The following is a 7958-nucleotide window of genomic DNA, read 5'->3' on the forward strand; positions in this document are numbered from 1 at the left end:
CGGGAAAACGCGATGCTGCTCAGAACCGCGACCCCGAAGCTGCGCTTCGCCCTTCCCACCGGTCACCCGGAGAACGCGCAACGCGCATGGGCGCTCGCCATGGGAGCGCCGCTCGTCGCGAGCGAAGGGTATGCGCTGGACGCGCTGACACAACCCGACGCGCCGGGGGCCGCCTCGTTGAAGGCGCGCGTCGCCGCCCGGATGAAGACATTCTGGAGCGTGCAGGATCGCCGGACGCTGATCGCCACACTCAACTGGCTGGGGCGAGAGGGACATCGCATCGGACACATGGCCCGGTTGACCGATTACAGCGTCAGCCCCTTGCAGAACATCGCTGAGCGGCGCAAGGAATTAGGGAAAACTGCCGATTACGACGAAGACGCCCGCGCCGAACTCTATCGGATCGACGCGCTTCTCAGCGATCATCTCGGGATGCTGAAAGCCAAATTCCTCGCCTTCGACACGGCCCGCGCCGTCATGCTGGTTTATGGCGGCCGGCTGCATGACTGGCTAAGCGAAGACGAATGCTGGCCATATCTTTTCGACATGGCCCGTGACGTCCAGCGCACCTACGAATCATGGAGCGATTATGCCGAAGACTTCCTTCGCGGCAGAAGTTTCTGGAAAGGCGCTGAGTTCAGCGAACGCAATGTGGTCGACCGGCTGACCCAGAAACTGCTTTCGACCCGGCACAGCCCCTGGCGCCTGATGTGGGAGCAACCGTTGCCGCCGCAGGTCGCGTCGGCGCGCCTGCGGGACGTATCGGAGCCTATTTCACAGGGACCAGTCTGGTGGTTGGAGAGAGCTGGCGACGCCCTCTGAAGTCACCGCCCGTAATGCGCGACGGCGATATCGACGCCATAATACGCTGCGTGATCAGATACTTTTTTTAACAAAAAACCGAAAATCGATTCATCAGGCGAATTCATCGGCTGCCCCGAGAAACTCCGAATCAGATAATAAAAATACCATTCTATAATTCATGTTTTTGGAAATTTTTCTCTAAACTCTCCTTTTGCTGGCTATACATGAATCACACGCATCGTTCGTTACGCCGAGGATCTTGACCCACGCCTACAGGCTCCGCGCTGAGAAGCAAACTTCTTACAACGTCGAGGTTTTTCACTCGTGTAATCAGCCAAATCTGTTCGCGTGACGCTTCCTGGTCACAAATCGTAAGCTTCATATCGCTTAAGTTGCGCACGTATTGCAAATGACTCGCACTATCGTTAGAACCCCTGCGAAATCAGGCAGGAGCCAGTCATGATATCCGGCGGACACCGCGCACGAGTTCTTTTCCTCATCTCCCTGTCGCTGTGCGTAGGCGGCAAGGTTCGTGCTGCGGACCAGAAATCACCGCTGCCTGTAACAAAAACGACCGCCGACGGCGGAAAGTCCGCGCGAAAGCCTGCAACGTCCGGCGCTCAGGCGACGACAGTCGAACAGGTGAAAATCCGTGGGAAAAGATCCGCTACTGTCGCGTCCTCCGCCACCAAGACGGACACTCCCCTCGTAGACACAGCACAGTCCGTAACTGTCATCTCTCGTGACGAGATGGATGTGCGGGGCGTCCTGTCCCTCAATCAGGCCGTGCGTTACGCGGCAGGAATCACCCCGGATCTGCGCGGCGGCATCGGCACGCGTTACGATCAATACCTGTTGCGTGGCTTCAGCATACCCAGTTTTCTCGACGGACTGAAGTTGCAGGACAGTCCGACGGGTTATGCGGTTGCCCAAACCGATACGTCTCGTCTCGATCGTGTGGAGATTCTCAAGGGACCGGCCTCTGCGCTTTATGGACAGTCCAGCCCCGGCGGTCTGGCCGCGCTATCGAGCAAGCTTCCGACGGACCAGCGGTTTTATGGCGGCGTAAACGCCACTGGCGGCATGTTCGACCTCTATCGCGTCGACGCCGACGTGGGGGGCTACGCTACCGATAACGGCTTTGTACGCTACCGGCTTTATGGAACGGTGAACGGACAGCACACCCAGTTGTCCAAAACAGGAAGCCGTCGTTTTTCCATCAGCCCGGCTTTCACGTTTGGCGGCGACGGGCCAACCACGCTGACACTGCTAGGGAATTACCAATACGACCCCGAAAGCGGCACGTATGGCGGCGTACCGCTGGTCGGGTCGCTTAAGCGGGCGTCCTTCGGCTATCTGCCGCGCAATTTCTATGACGGAGACGTCGGCGTAGAAAAATTCAACCGAAAGCACGGGTCCTTTACGTATATTTTCAATCACCGATTTAACGACGCCTGGAGCTTCAGCTCGCGCGGGCGCTACGACGATATCAAGGTCATCAACCGCAGTGTCTATGACGCGGGATATTACGACACCCCGGACACCGTTCCCAGATACGCCTACGGCACGAACGAGCACGTCCATAATCTGGCGTTCGACAGCCAGTTTAAGGGTCATGTGCGCACCGGTCCCCTGACGCACACGATGATGTTCGGCTTCGACTATATGTGGCAAAGCGCCTCCGAAACTTATACGTCCGGAGACGCCCCTGATCTGAACGTGCTGCATCCGGATTACCACATGGTTTTCCCGGCCCAACAGGTCGGCGCACGCTACACGGCTGATTCACATCAGATCGGCGCTTATGGTCAGGACGAGATTCACTGGCGTAACCTCATCCTGACAGGGAGCCTGCGAAACGACTGGTATCGTTCGCGGCAAGTAGAGCATCTTTCAGGATCAGATACTCGCGAAAGCCCCAGTCAGATCACGTGGCGTGCGTCAGGCCTTTATCACTTCAACTTCGGTCTTTCTCCCTATATCAGCTACTCAACATCCTTCCAGCCACAGTCAGGGCTGGTTTCTAACGATGGCGGAGCCACGCTCCGTCAGGCCGACCCGTCAATCGGCAAGCAACTTGAGGGTGGCGTTAAGTATCAGATTCCCGGAACGCAGGTTCTCTTGACTGCGGCGGGATTTCACATCGAACAGACCAATGTTCTCGTCGCCGTCGGCAACCTTGGCTACAGCACCGAGAGCGGGAAGGTTCATTCTGATGGTTTCGAATTCGAAGCCCACGCGGACCTCTACAAGAACCTGTTAATTACGGCCGCTGTAAGCGTGCAGAAGGTTCGCGACGATTCAACGGGAAAACCGCTGATCCAATCTGGCAAGGGCAACGCGTCGTTGTTCGCGTTCTACACCATGCCATCCGGCCCAGCAAAGGGACTGGGGTTTGGCGCCGGCATGCGTTACACCTCTAAAGCCTATGGCGGCGAAGCGACTTACGGAAGTGTCTGGGTTCCGCAGTATGCCCTGTTCGACGGCTCGCTACGATACGATCTGTCGAATCTGTCCCGCTCGCTGCGAGGGTGGACTGTCGGTGCGAGCGTCCGCAATATTTTTGACAAACGATTTGTCTCGAACTGCCTGGCCTACGCCTCTTACGGGCAGGAGTTCTGCTACTACGGCGAACGGCGGAACGCGCAGGCCACTATCGGATTCACGTGGTGAAGCCATCATTTTCGAAGCCCGCCTGACTGGACGCGGTTGCCAGTCGGGCGTTTTTCTCGCTCAGCCAGAGCACAGCATCGTCCACGGATCAGCGTGGTCAGACAATGCTGTGCGCCCAGATTACGACAAAAGGTTTTTGCGACACGAGGCGCAGCGGGATAGATTTTTCTTCTCAGCCGCGTGACGCCTCACAACAAACATGCCGAATGGGAGCCGGTAGCTGTCGCCTGCTCTGCGAAAACAGGGTTTCCACAGAGTGTTGCGATGCAATGCCCCCTACTCAGGACGCGAAGCCCTTCCGCTCAGGCAGGCATGAAGTCAGGCTTGTTCGTCGGGAAGCGCTTGATCACATCCAAAGGCAGGTTGAGCGTCTGGGCGACCATTTCCGGCGGAACATGTGTCAACCAGTCGGTCAAGGTGACCTCGGCGAAGCGATCCGATTTGAAGACGGTCAAAACAACAAAGTCTTCATTCCCAGTATTTTCTATATAATGTCCCAAGCTTTTCTTTATGTACCATATATCTCCCGGATTGAAGTCGGTCGTCTGAGCACGCGGCCCCGTGTTGAACACGGTCACCCTCGCCTTCCCCTTTAGGACGAGCGCCCATTCATCCGCATTGGGGTGCCAATGCATCTCTCGCAGGGCTCCGGGTTTTATGGTTTCCAGAGTCGACGCTATCGTCTTCGAAATCGGGAAATTGCGACTGTCGACTATCTGCGCTTGTCCACCGTTGCTCAGCGCAACCGGCTTGGAGCGCGACAGGCGATAGATAACCTTCTGTGCGCCCGGCTGAACGCGAGAGTTCTTCTGGTCAGTCGCAAGATCGCCGGGAACGTCCCCCTGGAAAATCCAAAGATTATCGAGAGGAATATTTTTGAAGGTGTCTGCTGGAACACCGAAATTTTTCGCCAGAACTTCCGGCGGCGTATGCGCCACCCAGTCGGTCAGCAGCAATGTATTGAACTCGGACGACATGCCGTTATCGAAGGCAAGAACGAATTCAGCGCCGTCTGGCCCCAACCCTTGCAGCGAATGCGGGAGGCCGGGAGGAAAATACCAGATATCGCCTTGCTCGACGTCCTCGACGCTGGGCCGCCCCTGCTCGTCCAGAGTGGTGATGCGGCATTTTCCGGCGATCATGAACGCCCATTCGGCCTGCTGATGCCAATGCATTTCGCGAATTCCACCCGCACTGAGGCGCATATTCACTCCGGATATGTCTTCCGAAATCGCGAAATCTTCCTGCGTAACCTCGCGCGCCCATCCGCCATTTTGGTAGCGTCTGTGCGCGTTGTTGAACGACGCCCAGAACAGGGGCATGCCGTTGACGTCCGTCGCGGGAGGGTTCTGAAACGACGGGAACTGCGATGCGAGAGCCGGATTCACAGGCCCCGGATCGGACAGGCTCGACGCCGTTTTGGCGTTGATTTTACCTTCCAGTGGACGATCGGGATTCCCGAAAGTGGCGGCGTTGGCGACGCCCGCCACACCGAGCAAACTGGCGGCGGACAGGAAACCGCGACGCTGTAAAGGATCCATGGGTCAATCCCCCAAATGTATTCAAGCACCTGAACCGTTAGCTGCGAAATTGACGCGGATCGATTATACTCAAGTATATGAGGCGGAACATTTACACCGCTTTTCGCGACAAATTCGTCCCCTTGGACGGTGGGTGGCTTAGCGGCGACATTGGGCGCCAGTTAGCCCCTGTATGATAAATTTTCCACAGTTACAGACATTTATCTATGATGGTGTCTGACATGCGAACCGACGGTGTCCTCGCGGGGGGTGTAATCTCGATCGGTCTCACGAACGTGATCTGCGAACGGCCATGCCGCTGCCCGACGTCCGCCCCGCCCCATAAATAAGAACCGGAAATTCTGAAAAATATTGGCCAATCAGATATTCACCGAAACATACCTCGTGGACGTTCAGCGGAGACCACCGGACCATCTCCGCAGGATGATCCGCGTGGGCTGGCGTCAAGCGCATCGGAGCTACGCGACGCCATGCTTTAAATAAAATCCGGCTCCGAAGTTCATAAAGTATCTACGATACAAAGTATTTTTGCACAAAATAGATCGTCTTTTATTTAAAAATGACGGCATCCACGAACAAAATATATATTTAAAAACTCTTCGGTATTAAATCACGAACAAAGTTTCTCTTTCACCACGCAATACGCACGCACCCCGCAACAACACTGATTCCGCCGACGGACGGCGCTCCAGCGTGTTGCAGGTCCCCCGACCCGGTAGACAAGCTGGGGCGCGGCTTGTCGCTAGGCTATGGCTGACAGGGAAGCCAGCAGCGCGTCGATATCGCCCAGCGTCGTGTCGTAACGCGTAACCAGCCGGATCAGCACGCCTTCGACGCCCGGCGGCGTCGTCCAGCGATAAAAATCGTATCCGGCCTGCTCCAGCCCCTGAACAAGGGGCTCAGGCAATACGACGAACACCTCGTTGCTCTCGATCGCATAGGGCAGCGTCGCGCCGGGCTGGCGCAGCAGGCCCCGCGCCAGGCGCGAAGCCATCTCGTTGGCGTTGCGGGCGTTGCGCAGCCACAGATCGTCGGCGAACCATGCGAGCAACTGCGCGCTGAGGAAACGCTGCTTCGACCAGACATGTCCAGCGCGCTTGATCCGCCGCTCCATCTCCACTGCCCGAGCGGGATCGAAGACGATGAGCGCTTCGGCCGCCAGAGCTCCGTTTTTTGTGGCGCCCAGCGACAGGATATCGACGCCCGCGCGCCACGTCATATCGGCGGGCGAGCAACCGAGATGCGCCAGCGCGTTCGAGAAACGCGCACCATCCATATGCACGCCAAGGCCCGCTCCCCGCGCCAGACCGGTGACTTCGCGCAGGTGCTCCAGTGAGTATGTAGCGCCCCATTCCGTGGCCTGCGTGACGCTGAGAGCGGAAAGCTTGCTTAGATGGAAACCCCTGTCCGCATGTCCGTTGAGCGCCCGCGCAAGTAACGCCGGATCGATGCGACCGTCAGCGGAAGGGAGCGGACGCAGCTTCGCGCCATGGGTGTAAAACTCTGGCGCACCGCACTCCTCGTTGTCGATATGTGCGCTTTCGTCGCACAACACCGCGCCCCAGGGCGGACATAGCGCGGACAGGGCGAGCCCGTTGCTCGCTGTCCCTGTCGTCACAGGAAAGACGGCCGCATCGGTTTCAAAAATCTCCGCAACCCGGGCCTTCAGACGCGTGGTCCAAGGGTCTGCGCCGTAAGAGGGCGTGGCCCCCACATTGGCCTCGCTGATCGCCGCCAGAATTTCCGGACAAACCGGCGCGACGTTGTCGCTGGCGAAGTTCTTGCGTATGTGTTCCCCAGCCTGACGGGCAGCCTGTGCGTCTGGGGCCGGGGCGTTGGCGGATATCTGTTCGCCGGTGTTCTGTTCCATCTCGCGCTTCCGCTTGTCCGTTCCATTTCCATGACCTGCCGCCTGAGCGAAAACCAGACCATGTCCGATTTCAGTTCGCCCGAATTTCCCCACGCCCGCAAGGCTGCGGAGCATCCCGAGGGCGGCGCCTCCGGCAGCGCCGCGGCAGGCCGTGAGAAACTGATAGATGGCAAAGCGTTCGCCACGGCGCTGACGAAAGAGACTGCCGAGCAGGTTCGCGCCTTCCACGCCGAGCACGGCGTCACCCCTGGACTGGCTGTGGTTCTGGTCGGCAACGATCCCGCCAGCGAAGTTTACGTGCGCAACAAGGCGCTGCAGACGCATCGCGCCGGTATGCGCTCATTCATGCACATGTTGCCGGAAACTACGTCCGAAGCAGAGTTGCTGACGCTGGTTGATCGGCTGAATCACGACCCCGAGATTCACGGGATACTCGTGCAGTTGCCTTTGCCCGCTGGAGTCGACGCCAGACGCGTGACCAATGCGATCGCGCCGGAGAAGGACGTAGACGGGCTGGGCGAGGTGAACGCCGGGCGGCTGGCGCTGGGACTACCCGGACTGGTCCCCTGCACTCCTCTGGGCTGCATGATGCTGCTGAAATCCGCCATCGGAGAGTTGCGTGGCCTGAACGCCGTTGTCGTCGGCGCATCGAATCTGGTCGGCAAGCCGATGGCGTTGCTGTTGCTAAACGAGGGCTGCACGGTTTCCGTCGCCCATATCGATACGGTCGACCCGCAGGCGCTGGCGCGCACGGCAGACATTCTGGTCGTCGCGACCGGCCATCGTGCGCTCGTAACGAAAGACTGGGTGAAGCCCGGCGCGACAGTTATCGACGTCGGCATTACGCGCATTCCGACGGACTCCGGAAAGACGAAACTGGTTGGCGACGTCGCGTTCGACGAAGTGGCGCCAGTCGCTGGCCGGATCACCCCTGTGCCGGGCGGCGTCGGGCCGATGACGATCGCGTGCCTGCTTCGTAATACGTTGACGGCTGCGAAGATGTCCGTGGCGTCGCCCGACGTCGTCTAGGCTCAGGACTCATTCTTTGAGATAGAAGATGAAGGATGCGG

General features: G+C 58.5%; 5 protein-coding genes. 3 read left to right on the forward strand and 2 right to left on the reverse strand.

Annotated features, from left to right (window positions below; genetic code table 11):
- Window positions 1-12 precede the first annotated feature (12 nt).
- Together HK28_RS08200 and HK28_RS08205 are read left to right on the forward strand one after the other, a co-directional pair.
- Window positions 13-822 (forward strand): DUF1266 domain-containing protein, encoded by an 810-nt coding sequence (locus HK28_RS08200; protein WP_086644110.1) that lies wholly within the window; start codon window positions 13-15, stop codon window positions 820-822.
- A gap of 441 nt (window positions 823-1263) precedes the next feature.
- Window positions 1264-3477 carry a TonB-dependent siderophore receptor gene (locus tag HK28_RS08205; protein ID WP_086644111.1) on the forward strand — a complete coding sequence of 738 codons (2214 nt, stop codon included), beginning with the start codon at window positions 1264-1266 and terminating at the stop codon, window positions 3475-3477.
- Between the two features lie 302 nt (window positions 3478-3779).
- Here HK28_RS08205 and HK28_RS08210 read toward each other — a convergent pair whose 3' ends face one another.
- Together HK28_RS08210 and HK28_RS08220 are read right to left on the reverse strand one after the other, a co-directional pair.
- Window positions 3780-5018, reverse strand: a complete 1239-nt coding sequence (locus HK28_RS08210; protein WP_086644112.1) for a cupin domain-containing protein — start codon at window positions 5016-5018, stop codon at window positions 3780-3782.
- A gap of 742 nt (window positions 5019-5760) precedes the next feature.
- On the reverse strand, window positions 5761-6888 hold the full coding sequence (locus HK28_RS08220; RefSeq protein ID WP_086644114.1) for a low specificity L-threonine aldolase: 1128 nt from the start codon (window positions 6886-6888) through the stop codon (window positions 5761-5763).
- Between the two features lie 60 nt (window positions 6889-6948).
- Here HK28_RS08220 and folD point away from each other — a divergent pair, with 60 nt between their 5' ends.
- Window positions 6949-7917, forward strand: a complete 969-nt coding sequence (gene folD / locus HK28_RS08225) for a bifunctional methylenetetrahydrofolate dehydrogenase/methenyltetrahydrofolate cyclohydrolase FolD (RefSeq protein ID WP_086644115.1) — start codon at window positions 6949-6951, stop codon at window positions 7915-7917.
- Window positions 7918-7958: the final 41 nt, after the last annotated feature.

Origin of the sequence: Acetobacter sp. DsW_063, from assembly GCF_002153745.1 — a bacterium.
Lineage (GTDB): Bacteria > Pseudomonadota > Alphaproteobacteria > Acetobacterales > Acetobacteraceae > Acetobacter.

Excerpts from the sequence above, each read along its gene's own strand:
- HK28_RS08200 (WP_086644110.1), top strand. The coding sequence starts at position 13 with ATGCTGCTCAGAACCGCGACCCCGAAGCTGCGCTTCGCCCTTCCCACC.
- HK28_RS08220 (WP_086644114.1), bottom strand. The coding sequence starts at position 6,888 with ATGGAACAGAACACCGGCGAACAGATATCCGCCAACGCCCCGGCCCCA.
- HK28_RS08210 (WP_086644112.1), bottom strand. The coding sequence starts at position 5,018 with ATGGATCCTTTACAGCGTCGCGGTTTCCTGTCCGCCGCCAGTTTGCTC.
- HK28_RS08205 (WP_086644111.1), top strand. The coding sequence starts at position 1,264 with ATGATATCCGGCGGACACCGCGCACGAGTTCTTTTCCTCATCTCCCTG.
- folD (WP_086644115.1), top strand. The coding sequence starts at position 6,949 with ATGTCCGATTTCAGTTCGCCCGAATTTCCCCACGCCCGCAAGGCTGCG.